Here is a 21,101-nt window from a genome sequence, read left to right as displayed (position 1 = left end):
CGCATGGGGGACAATCTCAACAGCGAGAGTCCCCCATGTGCGAGGTAGCGGAGGAATGGACGTAACGATCACCGTGCGCGTGTGCGACAGATGCAAGGACAGGGGCAAGCCCGCTACTCGCTACAGCCTCAAGCCCGATGGGGGCGAGGCCGTGACCCGCGACCTGTGCGACGAGGACGCGGCCCCAGTGCTAGCCGTCTTCGACCTGGTCGTCAGCGAGGACAGCGAGCCCGAGCCTGTTGCGACGGAGGCGAGGCCCCCGGCACAGAGGGCGGCGTCAGCCAAGAAGACGACCGCCAAGAAGACGACCGCGAAGAAGACGACCACTGAGGGGGCGGCTGCCGAGGAGGCCGCCGCGAAGCCTCGCAGGCGAGGCCGGACCCCGGTCAAGACCCTCGCGGAGATCGAGGCATCGAAGAAGGCCGCCGCCGCGAAGTCCTGACGCGCAGAAAGGCGCCCCCCTGCAAGCCGGTGACGGCCAACAGGGGGGCGCATTGTTACCCGGCCTCGCCGGAGTCCGGGCGGTCGACCAGGCCGAGCGAGGTGGCGATCTGGACGATCAGCGCGACCTCGGGCTTATCGGCGTAGACGACGGCCGCGACGCTCACGATCACGCCCACGGCCGAGAGGACGGCCGCAACGCGCGAGCGGTAGCGAACGGGCAGGACGGACACGAGCAGGGGCGCCAGGCGGCGGTGCTTACTCACCGGCGCCCCGCCTGCTTCTGGAGCGCGATGAAGCCCTGCGGCCCGATCTTCGGGTCGTGCAGGCCGCTGCGGTACTTCGGGTTGCGGTCGTGGAAGCGAGCCACGGCACGCTGAGTCTCCGGGCCGTACAGGTTGGTGTACGCCCCCTTGATCGGGCCGTAACCGGCCTTCACGAGAAGCTGCTGAAGCTCCTTGACCTGAGCGTGCCGGGCGCCCGGATTCACCTCCGGGGACAGGGCCACGATCTTCGAGGCGGGCTTGGGCGCCGCCGGCTTCGAGGTCGAGGGCTTCTCCGCACCCTTCGGGGCGGGCATCCCGTCCCGCACCCATGCGTACAGGTGGACGCCGGGGCAGGCGGTCGCGAAGCCGTCCTTGTGGCCACGCTTGGCGAGGGTCCGGCCGGTCCGCTTGCACGCCTCGTCGTACAGCGCGCGGACGCTCGCGAGGGCCTTGTCGCTCGGCTTCTGGTCGCCGCCGATCGCGACGTACACGCCAAACCCGGAGACGTTGTGGTTGGGACAGTGGGCGCCCTGAAGGTTCCAGCCCCGCCCCTCGTAGATGGTCCCGGCCTGGTCGACCATGAAGTTGTAGCCAGTACCGGCCCAACCCTGACCGACGTGGATCTTCTCGACCTCGCGCGGGACAGCAACGCCGGTCGAGTTGGCGGGGACACCGCCGTGGTAGTGGACGAAGAACTCGGTTCGCCGGGACAGCGGGACGGAGTCCGGGACACCGTTCCACGGCTTCGCGCCCCAGCTCTTACGGGAGACGATCGAGACAGACAGGGGACATACCTCCGGGCATGACAAAGGCCCCGCACTCGACGGGGCCGCAGGGACGGAAAGGGGGGTCAGCTGTCCCGGGGGACAGAGACAGAGATGTGTGAGTCGAGGCGCTCGGCGACGGCCAGGCGCTCGATGCGTTCGTGGGACAGTTCGGCGCGCAACTCGCGGATGTCCCGGCTGTGTTCGGCCTGGCCTTCGAGGACCCGATCGAGGCCCGCGATGACCCGGTCAAGGTCGTCTCGCAGGTTCGTCGTGTGGGTGTTGGAGACTTGGTCGCGGGCCTCTTGCGCGTGCTCGCGCACTTCGGCAAGGGCCGTCCCCTGCCGCCTCACCAGCTCGACGAGGACGCCGACCAGGGCCACTGTGACCGCTCCGCCGGCAGTGACGACCGCGGCTTGGACAGAGGGGTCAATACTCAACGGGACAGCTCCTCGACGAGGCGCTCCAGACGCTCGATCCGGTCGGCCTGGTCCTGCACAACGGGCAGGAGAGCGACCCCGAGAAGGTCGTAGCGCAGGGCGTCGATGCGTCCCTCTTCGTCGTAGGTGACGATCTCGGGAAGTGTCTCCGCGACCTCTTCGGCAATCAGGCCGAACTCGTCCCGCAGGTAGCCGCCGCCCTCTTCCTTCGGGCGCCGGTCGTAGACGCGGGGACGTAGGGACAGAACTGCATCGGGGTCGATGTCGATGTCCCTGATGTTCTGCTTGAAACGGCGGGACGAGGTGTTCCGCGCGAAGGTCCCGTCGCCCTGCACCCACACCGCGTAGTACGTCCCGGAGCCAGAGACGCTGTCGTTGTGCACACGCTTCGTCCCGTTGGCCCACGAGATGGTGTCCCCGGCCTCCAAGTAGGACGAGTGGGAGTGGGACGCCGGAGTGAAGGTCGACGGCTTCGACGTGATGCTCGACCACGAGTGGGAGTGGGACGAGGGGGCGAATGTCGCCGGGACGCCGGTCAGATCCGACCAGGCGTGGCCGTGCGCGCTCGGGGCGAAACTCGTCGGCTTGCCGGTGACCTGCGACCAGTCGTGCGTGTGCGCGGAAGGCGGCAGGGAGGACGGCCGGTCGGTGATGTCCGCCCACAAGTGCGTGTGCGCGGACGGGGCGAACGTTGTGGGCTTGCCCGAGAGGGTGGACCAGCTCACGTTGGAGATGAGCGGGGCCCAGGCCGTGTCGTTCCAGAACTCGAAGGCGCTCGTGTCGGCGTTGTAGCCGATCTGGCCCAGGCGCGGAGAGGAGGGGCGCGTGGTGGTGTTCCACACCAGGATGCGGGACCCGACGAAGGGGCGAGTCCTGGTGATGTCGGCCGACGTGATCGAGGTGACGCTCGCGTTCACCGTGACCTGCGCCAGGGCCAGTTCGTAAATGCCCGTGTCCGTCTGGGTCAGGGCGGGAGGGGTCGTCGAGCCAGCGGTGCCCGCCTTCACCGCGAGGACGATGCTGTTCAGCGACGGGTCCAGGCGCAGGACCACACGGTCGACCCGGACCGAAGTGCCGGCGGCCGAAATCGTCACGACCTCGGTCGCGGTGGACTGCACCACGTGCCCACGCACGATCGCGAGTCCCGCCGAGACGTTGAGGTTCATGCCGGACGACGCGGTGACCGCGAAGCCCGACCCGCCGAAGCTCGCGACGACACCCGAGTCCTGGAACTCGCGGAACATCTGGCTGTACTGCGTCTCGGTGACGACCTGGGCGTCAAAGGGGTAGGAGGTGATTGCCAAAGAGGGGACTCCTTAGAGGGCCGCGCCCGCATCCTCGACGACCAGCATTGACAGGGAGCCCGGCAGGTAGCGGACCATGCCGTATGTCGCTGCGGCCCGGCGGGTGTTGAGCGCGACGCCGACCGTGATCGGTCCGGCCGGGGGGTTGTTGATGTAGCAGTTGATGTCGAGGCCGGTGGCCGTGTTCGAGTCGTCGTCGAAGGTCGTGCTGAAGGCGTCGCCGACGAGCGTGTTCGAGGTGGTGACTGTCGTTCCGGCCGCCCAACGGACGGTGGTGTACGCGCCTTGCTTGGCGTAGCGGAGGGTGGTGCTGTCGCCTGTGCCGTCCGTGTCGACGGCCGCGACTCGAAGGACGACCTTGTAGCAGCGGCCCGCCTCGGCCGTGAACTGCTGCGTATAGACCATGGTGGCTGTGTCGCCGACGTACGACGTGGTGGAGAGTGCCTGCATGGCGACGACGCCCTTGGCAGCCTTCTCGTTGTGCGCCGAGGTGCGCCAAGCGGTCCAGCCCGCTGCGTCGTTGCCCGTGCGCGTCCACTCCTCGACCGTGGTCGGGCTGAGCCGTAGCCACGTCTGATGGGCGTAGGTACTGCCGACGGGGTGGACGGTTCGGAGCGTGCCGTACTTGCCTCCGATACCGAAGGCCCATCCGCCGGCAGCGGCTTCCGTCTCGTTCATCGTCAGCGTGGAGACGCCGTACGGGTACGCGCTGGGCAGAGAGCTTTGCGTGTAGTTCGCGGGAACGAGCTGGTGGTCGAAACCGGTCTGACGCCAGGGGGACCAGCCCGCCCCGCTGCCCGCGCGCATCCACGTCTCGGGTGTGGTGGCGCCGGAAACGCGGTGCCACGTCTGACTGGCGTCGCCGCGTAGCCGCCGCGTGACGAGGATTCCCCACTTGCCTCCGAAGTCCCAGCCGCCGGACGTGGCCTCCGTGTCGGTCAGGTAGAGGGTCGAGGTCCCCTCCGGGTAGGAGGCCACCGCGGTCGACTGGGTGACGGCGGAGGCCGTCAGCTGGTGGTCGAAGCCGACCTGCCGCCAGGGGGACCAGCCGCTCGCGTTTCCACCTCGAACCCACATCTCGTGGGCGGTGGTGTTCTGGTGCACTCGGCGCCACGTTTGCGTGGCGTCGCCTCCGGACCATGTGCGGGTGGTGACGTATCCCCACTTGCCGCCGAAGTCCCAGCCACCCGACGTGGCGGCGCTGGCACTCAGGTAGAACTCGACGGCCTCGTTCTCCGGATAACCGGTGGGCGGCGTCGCCTGCGTGATGCCGCCAGGGTCGATCAGTCGAGGGCCGGGAGGGGTGGCCTCCGCTGTGCGCTCCAGTGAAGAGACTCGCGATTCCAAGTCCTTCTGCGCGGAGGCGGCAGCCGCTTCGCTGGAGAGCGGGGCCGGGTCGCCCAGGGTGGCGCCGAGCCGGTAGCCGTCCGAGTCGACCTTGAGCACCATGCCCGTGACCACGGCCGCCATCTCCGCGCCCCCGACGATCACGGACACCCGGTCGCCGAGGAACCAGTCGCGTCCGAAGTCGAGCGCGCTGTCCTCCATCGGTACGGCCTGCGCGGCCTTGATGGTCATGCCGCCATCAGCCAGGGCTTCGGTGCCCTTCTGCGTCAGCTCGGCCGTGTCCGTCGAAGATCGCTCGTCGATGAACTCCTCAATGCGGCGGCCCCAGTCCGCCTCGGCCGCGATCGAGTCTGCGCTGTCGACGCCGACGAACAGACGGTTCGACCCGTCTCCGTCGCCGCCCACGATTACTCGGGTCTTGGCCGGTGTTGACACTGAAACCCGCTGTCCCGCGAGGGTGTTGTTCACGACGCCGAGGCGGGCTTCCGCCGTGCGGTCGGCGACCGCGTACGTCTCGAAGACGAGGTTCGAGCCCCGCTGGACGATGCGGAAGCCGAGGCCCGCAGGCTCGGCCAGCTCCTTGCACAGCTCGCCGAGCTGCTGGAAGCGGGCGGACTTGCTGAGAATCGAGCCCCTCGCGCCGTTCGTGCCCATGGTGAGTCCGGCCCGGCGCCGGGTGGCCGGGGCTCCCGGACCGCAGTTCGCGTTGACGTAGTAGTGCATGAGCGACTCGGCCGTGTCGGTCCGGTCGTCGTAGGCGCGACTCTGTGTGGCAGCGTCCCCGTTCGCCGGTTCGGGCCAGGCGAGCATGTCCGCCAGGATGATCGTGTCGTCAACGCCTTCGACGGTCAGCGTGCCGAGAGGGTCCGTCGCGGTGACGGCGTTCTCCGTCTTCGTCACCGGCCCCGAGAAGAGAACGTCCGTAGGGCCAGTCACGATGATGCCGGCGCCGGGTGTGGACAGAACGGCGGCGAGCGGATGCTCGGCGTTCAGCGACAACTTCCATGTGCCGACGTTGTTGTGTACGTCCTCCGCGTCCATCGTCAGGAGATCCGCGGGGATGGCACCGACGCGGGTCAGCGTCTTGTCGCGCACCTCGACGAGGAGATCCTCTTGCCGCACTAGATCACCACCCACTTACGAGGCCGCCACGAGCACACGATCTTTGATGCGGACGTGGTGTTGAGTAGCGAGGCCGTCGCCGTCGAGACGCCGGGCAGGACCGACCAGAACTGAGGGGCGGCAGCCAGGGACGCGTACCGGTTCGCTCCGGTGCTGTCCTTGACCGTGCCCGCCCCCATGTCGACGATCAGCTTCTGTCCGGCCGTGAGCGTCCCCAGCCAGTGCAGGGTCTTGCCGGCGGGGCTGACCGCCTTGAAGTTGTCGCCCGGCCCAGTCACCTCCCACACGGGGAAGGCGCTCACGTCGCCTTCGTTCGAGAGCTGCACGGAACCCATCGCCTGTGACGAGGCGAGCGGCATGGACGACATGGACGACAGGAACGCGCCTGCCGTCGCCCCGCCGATCGCGACCGTCTGCGGGGACTCGGCGAGGAAGTACGGGCTCGGCGCCCGCAGGGTGATGACGGTCTGAACGTCACGCGCGCCCGCGCCCGCGTCCATCTCGCCGCCCCCGGTCCACGCAACCGGCGTGGACCAGCGCGCCCCCTTGCTGTCGACGTACGTCAGGGTGAGGCCGCTCTCGTCCGCGAGGACCCGCGCGAGGCGGGTCACCAGTTCGGACAGGTGCTCCCGGTCCCGCCCCACGATGTCGAGGGGGATGTCGATGTCGCGGGGGAGGACGCGCCGCCCACGGTAGGCGGCGCCGTCCCCTGCACCTTCGAGCCACTGAACGGAGAGCTGGGGCAGGCCCAGGCCGGTTGCCCCGGCGAGTGCCTGAAACCCAAGTCCCCCCGCTTCGAACCCGTCCAGGCTGAGCCTGTCCGAGGACGAACTCAGTTCCAGCTTCACCAGCCGACCATCCTTGCCCGCGAGGCAGCCGCGAACAGCTCCTCCTCGGACGAGAGGGAGCTTCCGGAACCTGCGTAGTAGTTGAGAACCTTTGTCACGGCCTGGCCCGAGCCAGCCACCGAGAGGCCGCCAGAGACAGCGGCTGTGACCTCGCGCGACGCCCCCGAAGTGGCGCTCTCAGCAAGGGCGTTGGTCGCCCGCTCGACTCGCCCGCGCTCGTCCATGACGCCGAGGCCGAAGCCCTTGCCGACGAAGTTGCCGAGCTTGCGGAAGAGGCGGCTCGGGCTGTGGATGTCCAGCGCCTTCTTGATCGCGTCGACCATGGCGTCCGCGATCTTGAGCATCTGCTTCTCGATCGCGTCTTGCTGGGCTTCCAGGCCCCGGACGAGGCCCTCGGCCGCCTGAATCCCCGCGTCGTACATGTAGTGCGAGGCGGTGGACCCGGCCTTCGTGGCGTACTTCTCCAGCTCCGATTGGAGAGCGTTGATCTCGGACACGCCAGATGCGCCCGCGTTGGCGATGGCCTCGGCTGCGGCGAGTCCGGCTTCCGGTCCGGCCATGGCGATCTGGTCGAACGTCGTCTGATTCAGCCCGAGCGACTTGAGCTTCTTGAGCACGGCCGCGAACCGCTTGGCTTCCTCGACCGCGTTCTTCAGCGAGTTCGAGATCCCGGTGAAGGTGGCGTCATCGACCTTCGTCACGTCGCCCGTGTCGATGACCCGGTCCGCAACCTGCTTCGCGTAATCGGCCATCTGCTCGCGGAGCTTGTCGAGCTTGTCCCGCGCCGCTTCGAGCTTCTTGGCCCCGGCCTCCCACTGAGCGGCCAGCTTGAGAAGCTGAGTCCGATCCTTGTTGATCCGGTCCTTGAGGCCCTTCGAGGCGTTCTTCGGGATCTTCGCCGTCAGCTCGTTGAGCGACTTCTTGACGCTGCCGTACTGCGACTCAAGGCCCTTGATCAGACCCTTGATGATGAGCTGACCCGCGTTGTAGAGGAGCTTGGCGTCCTTGGGCGCCGGGCCCTTCCAGTCCGTGAGCTTGCTCGTCAGGTCGCCCAAGGTCGACTTGACCGAGCTGAACATCGACTTCAGACCGTCGATCAGGCCGGTGATGATCTTCTTACCGGCGTCGACAAGCAGGGACTTCGCATCGGAGAAGATCTGCTTGATGTTCTGCGGGAGATCCTTGACGAACTTCACGCAGCCAGCGACCTTCTCAGAGAAGATCTTCTTGACCGCTTCCCAGGCGGTACCCGCCTCGGACTTGATCTTCGCCCAGGTTTCGCCGAAGAATTTGATGATCGCCTGCAACGCCGCGCCCGGAGCGTTCTTCAGGGCCGTCATGAAATTGGCGAAGTTGGTCTTCGTCGCATTCCAGGCGTTGACTGCGGCCGTCTTCACGGCGGTCCAGGAGTTATCCCACAGGCTCTTGATCGCGGTCAGGAGCTTCTTTCCGGCCCCGAGAATTCCGACACTCAGGAAGATTTGGAACAGGCCCTTGATGGTGTCCCAGAGGCCGGAGAGAAACGTCTTGACGCCGCTCCACATCTGCTTCAGACCGTCGAGGGCCATTCCCCAGTCGCCCGTTATCAGGCCGACGAAGATGCCGACGATCGTCGTGAAGTAGCCGACGATGTAGTCCCAGACGCCGACGAAGATGTCCTTAAGTCCGGTAAGGACATTGGCCACCCCGTCGATCGCCATGACGAGCGTGTCGAGAAACAGGCCCGCGACGAACTCGATCGCTGGTGCCAGGATCGGCATCAGGAAATTGACGAGCGCGAGCAGCCCTTCGAGGAGAGGCTGAACGGCCTCCATGACCCTGCCGAACGCTTCCGCGATCAGCGGCAGGAACTCGGCGGCGAGCGACTGAACCACTGGGATCAGCGGCAGAATCGCGGCCGTGAGGATCTGCAACAGGATCTCTATGACCGGCTGAAGCGCGGCCGACATTGCTGCCAGCGTCTCGACGATGATCGGGATGATGGGAGCGAGGCCCGCAACGAGCGCGTCGACCAGAGGGACGACGGCCTCGACCACGGTCATGATGAGCGGGGCCAGCGCGGCGACGACGCCGCCCAGGGCCTCGCCCAGGAGACCGATCAAGGGCTCGATCGCCGGGGCCAGCATCGTGAACGCCTCAGAGAGGGGCGTCAGGACGGCAGCGACCAGCGGGCCGAGCATCGTCAGGAACGAGCCGACCAGAGAGAGGGCCGCGCCGAGCGCCTGGCCGAGCGGAGCCAGCGCCGGGGCGAGGGCCTCCACCGCGGCCTGAATGCCGTCGAAGAGGGCGTAGAGGCCGACAAACACCTCGGGCTGGTTCAGCGCGGCAGCGATGCCGCCCACTGCGGTGCCGAGGATCGTGCCGACCTGCGGCAGAAGCACGGTCAGCTGTGTGGCGAACTCGCTGAAGAACGCCTTCACTTCAGCCCCGCCGGCCGAGGCCATGTTCGACATCGCCTCGTGGGCTGCGGAGAAGAGGCCGACGAGCTTGGCCTGTACGCCACTGCTGTCGACGGCCTCATGGACCCCGGCGAGGGTCTGGCGGACCATTCCGAGCGTGGAGCCGCCAGCCTCATTGGCTGCGCGGGAGATGCCGGCGAAGATGCCGCCCACCTCGTACAAGATCCCGCCGAGATCCTTCAGGGCCTGGATACCCTGGTCGATCTCCTCGCGAAGACCCGACTCGCCCTTCTTGTTGAGCCAGGCGTTCGCCTTCTCAGAGACGTTGACGAACCACTGCGCGAGCTGGGGGAGATAGCCCGCGCCGACCTCTCCCAGAATCTTGATCATGTTCGCCCAGGTGGCAGTGCCACCTGTGGCGATGTCGATCGACTTCGAGAGGTCGTCGAACATGCCGCCCAATGCAGGGGTGACAGTGGACTGAATCGCGGTGGCGAATCCGCCGAAGAACTGGCCGAGTTGCGTAGAGGTCTTTCCGAACCCGGCTTCAAGCTCGGGTATGAGGGTGTCGATCAGCTCCCGGATCGGCGCCTTGGCCTTGGCCCAGAAGTTTTCGCTGATCAGATTCTGAAGTTCGGAGAACTTGCCCTTTACTTCGGGCAGAACCTTGTTGAAGTCCTTGAAGGCGGCAACCGTAACGCCAAGGCCGATTGCCATTCCGCCGAGAATTCCCGGCAGGGCGAGGGAAGTTGCCCCGATCTGCGCCAGCGAGGCGGACAGCGTGAAGAGGTTCGAGGCAGCGCTGATGCCCCACCCCGACAGGCCCGCTACCGCGGTCGCCAGGGTGCCGATGATCGGCGCCGACCGGTCGAGGTTCTTGATTGAGTTGCCGAGGCGTTCGAACATGTCGCCCAGGACCCGGGAGCCCGACAGGGCTTGCAGCATGGCCGTAGCCGACGCGGCGGCCGAGAGCTTCACGCGCGGGACCAACTCGACGATCCGGTCCCGCGAGAGGGTCGCCATGTGCGCGATCGTCGCGAGGATGCCCGCGCGGGAGACCTCGGGCTCGATCTTCGCCTTGAGGCCGTCGATCTTCTCCTGAAGGTCTTCGACGTCCCGCTCAACCTTGCGCTTCTCGATCGCGTCCAGCTCGGGCGTGATCTTCGCCTTCAGCTCCCGCATCTGCTCGAAGGAGGCTTCGAGTTGCCGCTTCGTCTGCGCGACCATCTGCTTGTCGAGCTTCGGCCGGACCCTGATCGAGTCCATCTGAGCCTGAATCTCCTCGCGCGCGTTCTGCGCGGCTTCGCGATCCGCGGTGACCTTCGCCGTGATCTCGGCGTTGAGAATGGCCTTCAAGTCGGCTTGGGCGGTCAGGAGAGACCGCTTGTCCATCTTGACCTTGATCTCTTCCCGGCCCATTTCGGCGAGCTGGTCTTCGATCTGCTTCAGCGCGCCCTCGACTGAGGACATCGACTTCTTGTCGACCTGAAGGTCAAGGGTCAGGTGCTTCTCAAGGCGGGCCCGCGCCTTCTGGAGAGACTTCTCGTCCATCTTGACCGAGAGATCGATCTCCTTGAACTTCGCGAGTTCCGCGTCGATCCGCGCGATAGCGGTCTTTACGGAGTTCGAGGAACGCGGGTCGAACTTCAGCTCCAGGCGGAGAAGCTGTTCCAGCTTCTTGCGCTCGGCTTCGAGGGATTCCTGATCGAGCCTGACCTTGATGTCGACGGCGCGAAGGTCGGAAAGCTCGCGGTCGATCTGATTGATAGCCGCCTGAATGGAGGACTGCGAGTCCTTGTCGACCCGAAGCGTGATGCTCCGGATCTCGTCGAGGCGCTCCTCGAACATGTCGACGGCCGCGTTCAGGTCGTCGGTGTTGATGCCGATCTCGACATCGGTCTCGCCGAGGGCCTCGATCGCGGCACGCACCTTGGCAACGGCCGCCATGACGGAGCCCTGCGAGTCGAGGTTCACGCCGACGTGCAGGTCCCCTAGCTCAGACTGTGCATCCTGACCGGCCTGGCGGGCAGCCTGTACCAGTTGCCGGCCACTCGCGTTGAACACGATCTTGTGGCTGTTCGCCCGCTGCTGGTATGCCTGCGCGGCCTTCTTGACCTCGGTGGCCATGCCGGTCAAATCGAGCTTCGTGTAGAAGCGAATCTTGCGGGAATCGGTCTTCTTGTTGTCCGCGTTGATCGCGCGGACAATTTCGAGAACGTCCGCGCGGGCGCCGGACGCGTCGGCCTTCGTGCGGATCGTAAGCGCGAGATCGTTTTCGATCTTTTCGAGCTTCTTCTTAAGGTCTTCCTTGAACTCGGAAGTATCCGGCATGACCTTGACCGCGATCCGGCCGACTATGTTCGCGTCCGACACCCAGTTACCTCCGCTGAAAGTGCTTGTAGATCTCAGCGACCGAGCGCGGCTTCTTGGCCTTCTTCTTCTCGGCCTTCTTCGCCTGCGGCCTCGGATAGGCGGGAATCTTCGGGGCTTTGCCCTTGCCCCACTGGCCGGTCGCGCGCGTGTTTTGGTTAATCGCATCAAAGAGGTCAGCCGAAATATGTCGGTCCTGACCCCAGCCGAAATGCTCACGGCCGCCAGACGCGAGGGCGATCGTGAGGGAGGTATCGGGGAGCCTCTGAATCAGGAGGAGGACGAGCGCAGGGCAAGGGCCCCGGCCCGCTATCACCTCGGCGAGGTCAACGCCGTAGTGAAAGAGCAGGTCCGGGTAAAGGCCCTCTGCGTATTCGTCGATCAGTCCTGCGAGGCCGAGGCTTCCCCCGCCTGAGTGCTCTCGCCGTAATGGGCGAAGATCTCGGCGAGGACCGCGAGGTCACCGCCCACGGTGTCGAGGAGCTTCTCGGCAGCCTTCTCGGACTCGGCAATGGTCCGGATCGCGTCGGCCAGAAGCTCGGCCTGGTCGGCGTCCTCGGCGCCCATCTTCTCCTGAACGGCCAGGAGCGCGTCACGCCGCGTCTTCGACAGGCGGAGCGGGTTGACGAGTCGCGCGGTGTCCTCGCCGAAGGTGATGTCGGTCGAGCCGTACTTGCGCTCGGCAGCGGCGCGGATGTCGTCGAGGGAGAAAGAAGCCATGGGGTTTGCGGACCTCCAGAGAGAAGAAACAAGGGGGGAGAGCGGCGGACCTGAGAAGAGGGGGAAGCCCGGCGCGGGCGGGTCCGCATCACACCCGCGCCGGGAGTCATCAGGCGGCCTGGCCAGCGACCCAGGCGGTTCCGTTCCAGTACGCCTTCGAGGCGTCGCCGAGAACGACGTGCTGACCGGTGGTCCACGCGCTCGACGGGGTGGCGATGACACCAGCCAGACCGGCCAGGTTCGCCGGGGCCACGGAGCCGTCCGGACTGAAGGAGCCGGGGGTGCCGGCGGAAGCGCCAGTCGCGAGGGTTCCGCCCAGAGGCGTGATCGCGTACGTCCAGACGTTGGAGCCGAAGGCCATCGGCTTCACGCCGAGCGGCAGGCCCGCGAGCGACTCCGTGTCGGAGATCGCCATGTCGTCCGCGCGGTAGATCTCGGCGCGCGGGGCGTAGAAGGCGAAGTGGTTGTCTCCGTCGATGAAGACCGCCAGGAACGCCGCCTGGGTCGGCTCCGGGTCAGTCGGGACGCCAACCGAACCATCAGGCAGAAGGGGCGCGTTGGCACCGAAGTACAGCTTCAGCGCAGTCGTGTCGAACTGCTGGAGCGTGAACGTCATGGTCTCGGTCCGCGCGCTGTACTTCGTGCGGAGCGACTTGTTCTGAAGCGACCCGATGGTGGTCGCCTCGCCGCCCTCGGACGTGATGCCGAAGATGTCTTCCAGGGAGGTGTGGCCGACGTTCTGCCACGGACTGACCGGGGTCAGAAGGTCCGCCGGCATCGCCGTACCGACCGGGGCGGTCAGGTAGTTGCCGGACCCGACGACAAGGGTTGCGTTGTCGTTGATCGCCAAAGAGAAACGTTCCTTCGTTCGGGCATGAAAAAAGGCCCGCACCTCCGAAGGGGCCGGGCCTTGCCTCTGCTGCGCTTATTGGGGGGTGTAGGGGCGAGTCCGCGGCTTGCGGATCTGCACGTCGTAGATCGACTCGTAGCGCCAGATCCCCGTGGGGAGGTCGGCGTACTGGACCGGGCCCGTCGCGGTCGCCCAGTCCGTTGCGCGTCTCGGCGCGGAGTTCAGGTCCACGCGGATGATGTGGCCGAGGCGGGGATAGACCTTCTGGTTCAGCCAGGCGTTCCGCATGACGACGCGGACGGCCTCGCCGAGAATCGCCGCGTCCTCGTCCCCGTTCGGGTCCGGCGCGAACGTGTTGATGACGATGCGGGCCGCGTCCGTGAAACGGGTATCGCCCTGCCATTCACCCCATGTCGGGTCGCGGCGGACCAGAACCAGCGGGAACGTCTCGTGCGCGTCGACAAGGGATTTCACCCGCACTCCGGGCAGCCCCTCGCGCAGTACCGCGAGAAGGAGATCCTCGACGGGGGACAGCTCCGCCATGGCCTTGATGTGGTCGGGGAGTCCTGCCATCAGTCGAGGTGCACCTTCCCCTTCCGCTTCTTCGGGAGGTTCGCGGCGCGGGCGAGGATGAACAGGCCGTCAGAGGCCGGGATCACGTCGAGGTACGTCGTGCCGTCCTTGCGCTCCTTGACGACGACCGACTCGGCGCGGCCGTACTCGATCGACAGGGCGGCCTTCTTGCCGCGCTCGTCGTCGAGGACCACGTACTTGTCGACCTCGCCGTCCTCCACGTCGATCGAGGCATGGCCCTCCTGGCGGTGCAGGAGAAGCAGGGCCTCGGCTCGCGCGGCGACTTCGAAGCGGGCCTCGTCGAGGGCGTCCTGAACGACGGGCAGGAGCGCGACCAGCTTTTCGAGCTGACGCCTCCCCTTGCGCTCGTAGATCTCTGCCATCAGGGTCGCTCCCGAATATCGATCGACCAGTGCCGGGTGCGGCGCTCGCCGTGGTGGTAGGCGGGCGGCGTGACGATGTCCCACATGCGGCCCTGGTACTCGACGCGGGACCAGAGGGTGACACCCTCGACATGGGCGTCCACGATCATCCGCGTCACGTTGATCTGCTGCTGACCGGGGACTTCGGCCTTGCCGCTTCGCTGCGGGATGAAGGCCGCCTTCACCGTGACGGGGTGGTCCTCGTCCACGGTGATCACAGTGTTGCCCCGGTTGTCGACGACTTCCTTCGTCCGCCACACGCGGGCCGTCTGGCCGCGCCTTCGCTGCACGCTCACCAGGGGCTCGCCGCGTCACCGAAGAGGGGGAAGCCGTCGCCGCCGTAGTCCACCGGTACGCATCCGCCGGCACCCTGCTTGGGCTTCGTGCCCCACGCGGAGACGACCACGCTGGAGATGCCGCGCTTGCGCCCGGCAAGGTCTTCCAGGAGCCGGATCTCCTCGCGCGTGAAGTAGACGGTCCCAGCGTCACGGCCGTGCGCGTCGGACCACGCGAGGGTCTCGTCCCCGGCCCGGCTCTGTGTGTAGCCGTTCGGGTTGCGCAGGTACCTTGCGGCAGCCTTCAGGACCAGCGTGCGCACCAGGCGCGGAACGGTCTCCTCAGGCCACTCGCGGCCATAGGTGGCTGCCAGCTCGGAGGCATCGTCCAGCGCGCCGGCTGCGATGCGCAGCTCGTCTTCGTCCAACTCCCAGTCGAGGCGGCCCTTCAGTTCATCCAAATTTGCGTACGGAACTGGGAACCTCCGTTATCGTTTTCGGTGAGGGGGTGTGATGCGAACCGTAAAGATGGAGCGCGGAGGCGAGTCGCTCATCACGAGCAAAAGAGGCTGGCCGATGAGGGACACGGCAGATGGCTTTATCGCCCATGAAAGTGACTTGGGTGACGTAACAGCCACCGACTTGCAGGCGGCTCTCCGGGCCTACTGCAAATACATGTGGGGGGATCCTTGCGGAGGCGAGGTAGACCTTGCGGTGGCGGACGTGCCTGAGGAGTATTTGGATGACGAGGCGCCGCCGAGCGGGATCGCGTTTTCTCTGAACAAGGGACAGCTTCGCCTGTCTTTGACGGTTTGGCTGGATGACTACCTTGATGAGGGCTATGACGACGGAGAGGCAGAAGCCTACAAAGAGTCTCTAACCCTCATGCTGGAGAGGCTGGGGTGCGAGCTTCTCCATGTGGGGGCTCATCCGAATGTCGGCTCTGCACCCCCATACTTCACTGAGATCCACATCCGCACGCCGATTCGCGGCAAGAGCTTGGCCGACATGCATGCGATCGGTCAGGACGTACTCGCCTTCATTGATGCTCTGCAAGGGGGTGTACTCACCAGGGAGACCGCTGTCAGCTTGCTCAGAGCGGAGAAGGGCGACCTGCTAATAGGCCAGCCAGAGGGACCATGGCTGGATGTAAAGGTCGACCACTACGACCTGTCGGGGCGCACAGGAAAAATTTCCCTCGCTCAGGCCGTGGCTAGATTCGCGAACGCCGAGCACGGCGGTGTCATCGTGGTCGGAATGAAAGCGAAGAAGGTTCCGAGCGGCGAGATCATCAAGGCTGTGCAGCCGGTTCCCATGGACGCTCGTATGCAGAGGAAATATGAGATCGCGATTGAGCAGCACCTGTATCCGCCCCCCGATTACTTGAATATCGAGCTGGTACCACACGGTCAAGGCATGCTTGTCGTGCTCAGTCTGCCGCCACAGCCGGAAGAATTGAAGCCGTTCCTTGTCCACGGGGCCATCGTCGACGGGTCGGTTGAGGGGGCCTTCATCAGCATCGTCCGCAGGCGCGGAGAAGCATCAATCCCCATAACCGCCCCGTCGATTCACGCGACGATGGCCGCCGGCAGGGCGCTACTGCGGCGTGGCGAGGTGCGCGGGCTGGACGACGAGAACTAAAACCCGCTCTCCAGCCTCGATCAGGCGTTGGCCGGGTCGGTCTCCGCCTTGTAGCCAGTCGGGGTCCAAACCTTCGCGTCGGAGATGCCCGTGATGGTGGCCAGTTCGGACGCGGCGGCCGGGTAGTTCGAGGAACCGTCGAGGGTCAGCCTGATGCCGCGAACGAAGTGCTCCTGAGTGGAGACGATCTCCTTCTCGTTGACCGCGTCCCAGCCGACCAGGACGTCAGTCACGGAGCGGAAGCCCGCGTACGTGTTCACGACGGAACGATCCTGCATGTAGAGCGGGTCGTAGTCGCGGACCCAGCGCAGCGCGATGTTCTCGAACGAGGTGGTCGCGCCGTACGGAACGGACTGCGGGACGCTCGGGGCGCCGGACAGGAAGATGAACGCGCTGGACGCGAAGGCGTACGCGGCGTCGGCCGGGATGGTCTGGTCGACCACGATGCGGAAGCCCATGCGGTCGCCGATGCTCGCGAGGCGAAGGGCGGACTCGGCCTCGGCGTCGCCGACGTTCTGCGCGAGATTGAGCTTGTCGTCGTTCAGAAGCGCCGACTCGAACTCGGTGCCGACGAGGAGGTAACGGCCTTCCTTCGGTGCGTGGAACGCGTTCAGGATGCGCCGGGCCTCGATCATGGCACCGCGCAGGTTCGCGGCCGAGTTACCGATGACGGCGTTGTACGTCTGGTTGGTCAGCGTCTTGACCGCCCGACGCTGGAGGCCGCGCGCGACGGCCTTGGACTGCGGGCGCAGGAGCTTCGACCAGTTGTCGATGTCGAAGTCGTTCTGCTCGTCGGTGAGCTTGACGGCCGAGTACACGTTGCCGCCGAAGGTCACGGCGATGGTCCGCTCCGCGTACTCGTCGAAGACGATCGGGTTGGAGCGGTCGTTGCGCCACGCGTAGTCGTGGAACGGCAGGATGCCTTCGACCTTCATGGAGATGGTGTCGTTCTCGGCGCCCTTGAACTGGTCGACGCCCTGCTTCTGGAACAGGTTCGGGATGAGTAGCTCCTGTTCGAGCATCCCGACTGCGGTGTTGACGAGCTTCTGGGGCTTGACGACCTGGTGCTGAATGGTGGGCAAGTAGTGTTACCTCCGGGCATGAAAAATCCCCTGGCCGGAATGGCACAGGGGAAAGTGTCGTCTTGTTGTATATCTAGGAGATCGTAGGCAAGTTCTTGGCCGCCCACTTCTCGACTTCCCTCAGGGCTCGGTGCCATGCAATCAGCGGACCAGCGGCCCAAAGTGAGCCGCCGTAGGGAGGGCCGCACAATCCAAGTTCGCCGGTTGTTGGGTTTGGAGAAAGAAGCCCACTCTGGTTCGGAAACGTAGGGTAAGCGACCCGAGCCATATACTCGCCGGTTGCCGCGAACGCAGGTGCGTTAAGCCAATCCTCCCCAACTCGCCGCAGCTGCACTTCGCAAAAGCTCCGACTGTAAAGTCCGTAGTCTTTCAAGTCGGGAAGAGGTCCGCCGCATGTTGAAAGCTCCCACGCCGCCTCTGTGGTGATTTCTCGCGACTCGGGGTTCAGCTCCAGCGACAGCCCTTCTCTGATCCCGTAGGTCTTCAGGAGGCGAGTCGAGGTCTTCGGGAGGGGTGGGTACGGATTGGCCAGATCGAACAAAGAGTTCACATCCAGCTCTGGCGGGACAATGAAGACATCCTCTGAGATCCGGAACTCATCCCAGTCTTTCTCGGACATTGAGGCAGCGGCTCTGTCGCGATCGGAGATCATCCGCGGAATGATTTTCTCGTACCTCATCCAGCGTCGAATGAGCCACTCCAGGAGAGAGATTCCATCGATCGCCTCTAGAAGATCGTCTTCTATGCGAAGGAGGGGGAGGTTGGCCTTGGAGCAGATCCGATTCTTTAGGATATCCCGCCGGATGGCGTCTGGGTCTGATACGTGGCCAGGGCCATCAAACTCGAAGGCCCAGATAACTTCGTTCGAACTCTTCCTGTGTAGAGTGTAGTCAAAGTGTGCATCCCGGAGGAAGTTCCGCTCATCCCTTGGGTCGCCAGCGCCAGGGCTGAATACATCCTCTAGACGGGTCTTAGCGTTGACCCAATAGAGCGTATCCTTGGTTGCAATCTCTAGAATCCTGTGCGTTCGCTTTTCGGATTGATTTTCAAACGCGCGAAGTTCCACAAGACCCCCACCGGTGGCGAACTCACGAAAGCGATCTGCACAGTTTAGCTAGAAGCGCCGGGACCGCCGCGCGAGTTTGCGCGGGTCCATCTCTCCGTCGTCCTCGTCGGACGGGTTGAGGCCGCCGCCGAGGGAAGGCGGGGCCGCAGGGGTGAGAAGCGCCTGAAGGGCCTTGGCGTCGGTGTCGAGTTCCTCGGGCGTGCCGCCCTGAAGGCGCCCGGCCAGTTCGGCGGGCAGGTCGTACTTCCGGGCCACGGTGGCGACCAGGAGCGAGCGCTCCAGCTCGGCGTTCTTCGACTTCACGTCCGCGAGAGCGGCCTCGACCTCCTCGGGCGTCTTCGCCTCGGAGAGCTTCGTCTCGGCGTCGCGCAGCCGCGTGCGGTAACCAGCTGCCTCGCCACGGACCTTCGCCAGTTCCTTGCGCGCCCAGTCGGGCAACTCGTCCTCGGAACTCGTGGACGGCCCGGCGGCACCAGCCTTGTCGTCCGGCTTCTGCTCCCCGTCCGGCTTCTGGCCGGGCGGAGTCTCGCCGGGCTTCTCCTCGGTCGGCGTCTCGTCAGGCTTCTCTTCGGGCACTTCACGCCTCCGGGGCTGTGTCAGTGGACTGCCGCGCCTCCTGGGCTGCGGCTCGCTGCTTGTTGCGGATGAAGCGGCGCCAGACGGTCACCGCGGCCTTTCCGCTATGGCCCTTCGTGACCTCCGGCCACAGGGCCTCGTACTGCCGCGACAAGGCGGTCAGCTCGCTCGACTGGTACTGATCCCGGCTCCAGACCGGCATCGCGTAGCAGTGGCAGTTGTCGTGGTAGCGGTCGCCGTCGTTGAACGTGGCGGACTCGCGGCTCTTGTAGACCGGGCCCCGGCTGATCAACATGGCGCACCATCCGCACGGGGTGCCCGTGCGGGACAGACGTACGTACCCGAGGGCCCGCCGGTCGCGCGACATGTGCGTCCAGTTCGCCGACCGGCCGCCGTTCATCGCGACGCGCGAGGCGGCTGCGGCCTGCTGTGCGCCCGCCTGGCGGTGGGCCTCGTCGGGGTCGGCGTCTTCGAGGGTCATGCGCCGGTCGAGGTTCGCGGTGCCGAGGGCCTCCAACGCGATCCGAAGTTCCTCTTCGGCCTGGCGCTCGACGCGCTCCTCTTCCTCGCGGAGCCCTTCCAGCTCCTCGACGAGAATGCGTTCCCAGTCCGGGTCGTCCTCGTCGTCCTGGTCCTCGGCGTCGGCGCGGGCGGCTTCGAGAATCTCTCCGCCCTCGCTGTCGAGGGTCTGCCCCGAGGCGCTGCCGGGCGCCTGGCCCGGAGCGTCCTGCGGGATGTCGTTCTCGGCTTGCCGGGCGGACGAGGCTTCCCCGTCAGCGACGGTCGTGGCCTCGCCCCCCTGTTCGGTGGGCGGTTGGTAGTTGCCCGCGAGTTCGGCGAACTCCCTGCGCAGATCCGCCAGGGTCACGTACGACGGTTCGGGGTGATAGGGGTCAGCAACCGTGCGGCCGGTCTGGAGCGCTCGGGCGAGCCGGTAGTAGGCCCGCGCGAGATCCCGGGACTGGCGGCGACGGCTCATGACGAGCGTGATCGCCTTGCGCAGCCAGGCGCCAGCCGTGGCCGCTCGCCGTTCGACCGGGACATCCGCCCAAAGGGCGAGGGCCTCGGCCGTGGTCTGTGCGCCGATCTGCGTCAGCGCGACGTGGAAGGCGGCCGAGACTTCGTCGGTCTCGGCCTGCCTCGTCGCCTTGCTCATGCAGCCACCGCGACAGAGTCCGTGGTGACCGAGGCAGGTTCAGCGGTCGCCCGCGTCAGTGCGGAAGCGAGCTGCCCCACCGAGTCTTCGTCCTCGGCGAGTTCGTCCCACTCGTCCAGCTCGGTTTGAGTGACGTTCGGGACGCGCTTCCACAAGCCCTTGGCCGGGATGCCGAGCTGCTCACGCAACTTGCCCAGCGCGTCAGCGGCCTGCGCCAACGAGCGCTGCTCCATGTCGCGCCAGATGACCTCGCCCTTGAAGTCCTCGGAGCCGTCCGCGCCTTCCAGCTCGGCGGCCAATCGGAAGACCCGTTCCCACGCTTCACCGAATGCCGTACGGAACTCCTGAATCTTGCGGGAGAGCGCCGTCTCCGCAGCCTGAAGGGCTTCCGCCGACAGGTTGGCTATCTGCCCCAACAAATGGTGAGGCGGGACTTGGGCGACGGCACTCAGGTGCCGGATGCTCATGTCGATCGACTCGATGAACCCGCCGAGCGGAGTCTCGTCGAGCGATCCGAAGCGAACGTCCGGGTCCTCCGCAAAAAGGAACCGCTTGGCGTTGTGGTTGATCGGCAGGGGGATCGGGTTGCCCTGCTCGTCGTAGACGACCTCGCCCGTCTCCGGATCACGCTGGACCGGCGGGGCCATGCCCGTGACGGTCCGCACCTTCACCGAGGCGTACGTCTGCGCGACGAGGAGATCGAAGATCGTTTGATTGATGCGGTTCTGGAGCGGGATCATCGGCTCGATCACGCCGACCGTCCGGCCTTCGAGGTCGACCGACGCCGCGAAGCGGGTCACGGGACACTCGCTCGCGCCGTGCCGCTTGCCCTTCCCCACGCGAACGCCGTCCGCGTCGTCCAGCGACTTGAAGGACACCGCGTACTCGGAGCGGCCGTCCCACATACGGGCAGTGCCGGCGGTCTCGCCTGAGGGCCAGGCCGTTACGGTCAACGCGCAGTATGGGGTGTCGTCGTTCGCCGGGTCTTCGTACAGCGCGGCCGTCCGCAGCGCGGACAGGCCCTTCGTCAGGACCGAGCCCTTCACCCGCTCGGTAAGGGTGAACGAGTGGCCGTACGTCAACGCGCCCTTGTAGACGGCCGATTGACGGGCGTCGAGGCGGGAGCGCTGCCAGTGTTCCCACTGGGGGGAGGTCAGGTCCGTTGCCGAGCCCTTGCCGTCCTCGTCGCCCGCCCGGTAGCCGTCCACATAGAGGGCCTGCGCCGGGGTGTTGACGAGGAGAGGCGTCCAGTTTGAGACGGACCGCTTCGCGAGGAGCCGGTACTCGTCGTCTGCCATCGCGGGCATGTATGGGTCGTCGTGATGGCCGTGAAGGTAGTCGTCGATCCGGGTCAGTCGCTCTTTGTCCCGGCCGAGGATGGCAAGGAGCTGCACCGCCAGGGGAGTGGGTGTGGGGTCGGCCATGGTTCACCGCCCTTG

Annotated in this window: 20 protein-coding genes; 2 read left to right on the top strand and 18 right to left on the bottom strand. The window is 66.0% G+C overall.

What is annotated here, in order from left to right; genetic code table 11:
• Nucleotides 1-55 precede the first annotated feature (55 nt).
• A complete protein-coding gene (locus ADK36_RS02375) occupies nt 56-442 on the top strand; it encodes a hypothetical protein (RefSeq protein WP_053196134.1) in 387 nt (128 codons plus the stop codon).
• Between the two features lie 55 nt (nt 443-497).
• On the opposite strand, the gene ADK36_RS02370 is transcribed toward ADK36_RS02375, so the two are convergent.
• The 13 genes from ADK36_RS02370 to ADK36_RS02300 form a co-directional block, all read right to left on the bottom strand.
• Entirely contained in the window at nt 498-707 is a 210-nt protein-coding gene (locus ADK36_RS02370) for a DUF7439 family protein (RefSeq protein WP_053196132.1), read from the bottom strand.
• Nucleotides 704-1,516, bottom strand: a complete 813-nt coding sequence (locus ADK36_RS45735) for a peptidoglycan recognition protein family protein (RefSeq protein WP_199830079.1) — start codon at nt 1,514-1,516, stop codon at nt 704-706. Before ADK36_RS45735 ends, ADK36_RS02370 begins: the two co-directional genes overlap by 4 nt.
• A gap of 41 nt (nt 1,517-1,557) precedes the next feature.
• Complete coding sequence (locus ADK36_RS02360) at nt 1,558-1,911, bottom strand: DUF2746 domain-containing protein (RefSeq protein ID WP_053196130.1); 354 nt, start codon at nt 1,909-1,911, stop codon at nt 1,558-1,560.
• Nucleotides 1,908-3,215 carry a tail fiber domain-containing protein gene (locus tag ADK36_RS02355; protein WP_053196128.1) on the bottom strand — a complete coding sequence of 436 codons (1,308 nt, stop codon included), beginning with the start codon at nt 3,213-3,215 and terminating at the stop codon, nt 1,908-1,910. Before ADK36_RS02355 ends, ADK36_RS02360 begins: the two co-directional genes overlap by 4 nt.
• 12 nt (nt 3,216-3,227) lie before the next feature.
• On the bottom strand, nt 3,228-5,684 hold the full coding sequence (locus ADK36_RS49355; RefSeq protein WP_234329640.1) for a Gp37-like protein: 2,457 nt from the start codon (nt 5,682-5,684) through the stop codon (nt 3,228-3,230).
• Nucleotides 5,684-6,532 carry a phage tail domain-containing protein gene (locus ADK36_RS02340; protein WP_234329639.1) on the bottom strand — a complete coding sequence of 283 codons (849 nt, stop codon included), beginning with the start codon at nt 6,530-6,532 and terminating at the stop codon, nt 5,684-5,686. The genes ADK36_RS49355 and ADK36_RS02340 overlap by 1 nt, the downstream gene beginning before the upstream one ends.
• Nucleotides 6,529-11,304 (bottom strand): hypothetical protein, encoded by a 4,776-nt coding sequence (locus ADK36_RS02335; RefSeq protein WP_053196125.1) that lies wholly within the window; start codon nt 11,302-11,304, stop codon nt 6,529-6,531. Before ADK36_RS02335 ends, ADK36_RS02340 begins: the two co-directional genes overlap by 4 nt.
• 378 nt (nt 11,305-11,682) lie before the next feature.
• Entirely contained in the window at nt 11,683-12,021 is a 339-nt protein-coding gene (locus ADK36_RS02325) for a phage tail assembly protein (RefSeq protein WP_053196120.1), read from the bottom strand.
• A 109-nt stretch (nt 12,022-12,130) separates the two neighbouring features.
• The gene (locus tag ADK36_RS02320) at nt 12,131-12,871 is read right to left on the bottom strand and encodes a hypothetical protein (RefSeq protein ID WP_053196118.1); all 741 of its coding nucleotides are present in this window, start codon (nt 12,869-12,871) and stop codon (nt 12,131-12,133) included.
• 75 nt (nt 12,872-12,946) lie between these two features.
• Entirely contained in the window at nt 12,947-13,444 is a 498-nt protein-coding gene (locus ADK36_RS02315) for a hypothetical protein (protein WP_053196115.1), read from the bottom strand.
• Nucleotides 13,444-13,827, bottom strand: a complete 384-nt coding sequence (locus ADK36_RS02310; protein ID WP_053196113.1) for a DUF5403 family protein — start codon at nt 13,825-13,827, stop codon at nt 13,444-13,446. Before ADK36_RS02310 ends, ADK36_RS02315 begins: the two co-directional genes overlap by 1 nt.
• Entirely contained in the window at nt 13,827-14,162 is a 336-nt protein-coding gene (locus ADK36_RS02305; protein ID WP_053196111.1) for a phage head completion protein, read from the bottom strand. Before ADK36_RS02305 ends, ADK36_RS02310 begins: the two co-directional genes overlap by 1 nt.
• On the bottom strand, nt 14,159-14,602 hold the full coding sequence (locus ADK36_RS02300; RefSeq protein ID WP_053196109.1) for a hypothetical protein: 444 nt from the start codon (nt 14,600-14,602) through the stop codon (nt 14,159-14,161). The genes ADK36_RS02305 and ADK36_RS02300 overlap by 4 nt, the downstream gene beginning before the upstream one ends.
• 52 nt (nt 14,603-14,654) lie before the next feature.
• Between ADK36_RS02300 and ADK36_RS02295 the strand changes: the two genes are divergently transcribed.
• The gene (locus ADK36_RS02295) at nt 14,655-15,782 is read left to right on the top strand and encodes an ATP-binding protein (RefSeq protein WP_159391073.1); all 1,128 of its coding nucleotides are present in this window, start codon (nt 14,655-14,657) and stop codon (nt 15,780-15,782) included.
• A 20-nt stretch (nt 15,783-15,802) separates the two neighbouring features.
• Here ADK36_RS02295 and ADK36_RS02290 read toward each other — a convergent pair whose 3' ends face one another.
• From ADK36_RS02290 to ADK36_RS02275, 5 genes are all read right to left on the bottom strand, one after another.
• A complete protein-coding gene (locus tag ADK36_RS02290) occupies nt 15,803-16,864 on the bottom strand; it encodes a hypothetical protein (RefSeq protein ID WP_063784873.1) in 1,062 nt (353 codons plus the stop codon).
• 73 nt (nt 16,865-16,937) lie between these two features.
• Complete coding sequence (locus tag ADK36_RS45725; RefSeq protein WP_078950809.1) at nt 16,938-17,930, bottom strand: DUF2726 domain-containing protein; 993 nt, start codon at nt 17,928-17,930, stop codon at nt 16,938-16,940.
• 48 nt (nt 17,931-17,978) lie between these two features.
• A complete protein-coding gene (locus ADK36_RS02285) occupies nt 17,979-18,506 on the bottom strand; it encodes a hypothetical protein (RefSeq protein ID WP_053196105.1) in 528 nt (175 codons plus the stop codon).
• A gap of 1 nt (nt 18,507) precedes the next feature.
• Nucleotides 18,508-19,662 (bottom strand): hypothetical protein, encoded by a 1,155-nt coding sequence (locus tag ADK36_RS02280; RefSeq protein ID WP_053196103.1) that lies wholly within the window; start codon nt 19,660-19,662, stop codon nt 18,508-18,510.
• Complete coding sequence (locus ADK36_RS02275; protein WP_053196101.1) at nt 19,659-21,086, bottom strand: phage portal protein; 1,428 nt, start codon at nt 21,084-21,086, stop codon at nt 19,659-19,661. Before ADK36_RS02275 ends, ADK36_RS02280 begins: the two co-directional genes overlap by 4 nt.
• Between the last annotated feature and the right edge of the window lie 15 nt (nt 21,087-21,101).

It is taken from the genome of Streptomyces viridochromogenes, assembly GCF_001270495.1.
Lineage (GTDB): Bacteria > Actinomycetota > Actinomycetes > Streptomycetales > Streptomycetaceae > Streptomyces > Streptomyces viridochromogenes_A.
This window is presented reverse-complemented; position numbering and strand designations above follow the sequence as displayed.